Source organism: Myxacorys chilensis, from assembly GCF_059505265.1.
The window spans coordinates 1-2,225 of sequence record NZ_JCACKG010000311.1 but is presented as its reverse complement, the minus strand read 5'-3'; the positions used below and the strand labels follow the sequence as shown (position 1 = coordinate 2,225).

At 65.5% G+C, this 2,225-nt stretch carries 2 protein-coding genes; one reads left to right on the top strand and one right to left on the bottom strand.

What is annotated here, in order from left to right; translation table 11 throughout:
- Positions 1-86 precede the first annotated feature (86 nt).
- Positions 87-566 (top strand): RipA family octameric membrane protein, encoded by a 480-nt coding sequence (locus AC5JLB_RS30720; protein WP_495877617.1) that lies wholly within the window; start codon positions 87-89, stop codon positions 564-566.
- Positions 567-1,083: 517 nt separating this feature from the next.
- Here the strand turns inward: AC5JLB_RS30720 and AC5JLB_RS30715 are convergent.
- On the bottom strand, positions 1,084-2,225 hold a 1,142-nt coding region (locus tag AC5JLB_RS30715), incomplete at its 5' end, for a restriction endonuclease (protein ID WP_495877616.1).

Genomic DNA, 2,225 nt, shown 5'->3' with positions numbered 1-2,225 from the left:
CTGGGCGACCGGCTGGGCCGTGTCCACGTCTTTGATGTGGGCGACTGGGTCGAGTTGGGTCGGAGGAGTGGAGAGGCGGATCCGAGATGAGTGGAGGACAATGTGCGGCTGAGGAGGCCGAGGCCCGTCCTGCCCTCTTCCGGCTCTACCTTGACACGGCCGAGAAGGTCAGCGTCCGGCGGGCAGGAGCGAACACCTGGATGCTGAGCGTCAACTCCGCCGTGGTGGCGCTCTACGGCTGGCTGGGCAAGGACGCGGCGCTGGGGAGCGGGGCAGGGACGGTGGCCGGCCCCGAGCGCGAGGTCTGGCTTTGGGCCATTCCCCTGGCCGGCATCCTGGTCGCTCTCGCCTGGGCGGCGCTTCTGGCCTCCTACCGCCAGGTCAACGGGGCCAAGTTCAAGGTGCTCCACGAGATGGAGAGGAGCCTTCCGCACCAGCCCTTCGCCCGCGAACGCGAGTTCTACAAGGCCGAGGGGCGGCGGGGACTCGCCCAGGTCGAGCGCTGGATCCCGTGGGGCTTCGCGGAGCACTACGGGCTCCTGCTCCTGGCCCGAATGATGGGGTGACCGGCAGGCCTGCGGAGGGCAGGACAGGGTCCAGGCTCCGGGCCGGGCACATCACGTGACCACAGAATTCTCTTCTGCAAGGTGGATTCCGCGCTTCCGGGCGGCGCGCGACGGCACTATCTCCGAAACAGGTGTACATGCGTCCCACAGCCTCGACCGGCCCTCCCGACCGCAGCGGTCTTCGAGACCGTTTCCGGGGCAGGGCGGGCCAGAGCAGGTCCAACAAAACAAGGGCTTCGGGCGCCTCAAGGTCGGCATAGTCGGCCCTTCCAGAAGCCAGGGTCGGCATAGTCAGGTCGGCATAGTCGCCCAACCCGCTTATCCACCAAAGAAAGCGACAGCGTCACAGACAGCAGACCCCAAAGTCCTTTGAACGACGCAGCTGTTTCCCAACGGCTCCCTGAGGAAGGACGCGTATCTGATCGACGATCGGGATCGGATGCCAGATGGTCGTCGAACTTTCTCGAACGATCCCTGCCTTCATGGTCAACTGCTTGATCATCTCTCAGGCTCAACGTCACCCCTCGCCGTCATCCACCGGAGCCCGCAAGCCCATCAGCCCTCCGTCCATGAGAAGAATGTCGAGGTCGCGCGCCGTTTCGATAGCGCCGGCGGTGAAGGCGGAGCTTGTCACCAGCAACGCGCGGTCTGCCTGTCGCAGTGCACGGGCCCCATGGAGCTCCCTCACCACCTCCGGCCCGACTTTATCGCGTACGTGCTTGCACTGTACGACCCAGAACACAGCCGCATCGCCTTCGCCCTTCACGCAATAGATATCGACCCCTCGATCCCGACCGTGACGGGCCAACTCCTCGAACCCCTGAACCTTGAGCCATCGCGCGCAGGCGCGCTCAAAAGCGAACCATGAGAGCCCGCGATGCGACTGCGCCTCAAACGGGGTGGCGTCGAAGAGGGAGCGCAGGGCCGACCGGCTACGGTAGACGATGTCGGCATCGGCTCCGGCCACGGTCGAGCCCTTGACCCAGGTGTGGCCCTGCGGCGGCACGATGCCGTTCACGGACGCCATCATCAGCTGCTTGCGCGAGGGGCGGTACCCTTCAGGGAGCTTTCGGTAATGCGACGAACGCCAATGCGCGCGCCGTTCGCCGACCGACATGACATCCCGGCGGCTTGCGAGGCGCCCCTCCCCCGGCCGGTAGTGGATCCGCGGAAGGTAGATCACGCGCTTTTTCGAGCCCTTCAGTCCCGGCACGCGCGCAAGGCGCGGAGATCCGAGAACGGCGTCGCGATCCTCGATGACCCAGAAGTCCCGAAGCGCCGACGCACCCACCAGGGCCACGAGCGCCACGACATGCTCGAAGCCAGCCATCTTCTCGTCGGGTCCCATTCCCGTATTTGGGCAGAATACCCGCAAGGTCGAGGGATCGAACAGGACCGGGAGTGATCGCGCCTTGTCGTCCAACGCTTCCATGATCACGAGGCTCGGGGAGATCTCAGAGAAGCAAAGCGCCACGAAGGGCGGCATATTGAACTCTACGAAGGCCGCGTTGGGAATGGAGCCACGCCGCAGGAGGGCGGCCTCTTCCAGCATGTCCCGCGTGGCGGCCTTGAGATCCTCGACCGACAACTCCGGCACCGGTGACCGGGTCAGGTCGTAGACATAGCCCGACGAGACGCGTTTGAACTCGCGAGGCCCCT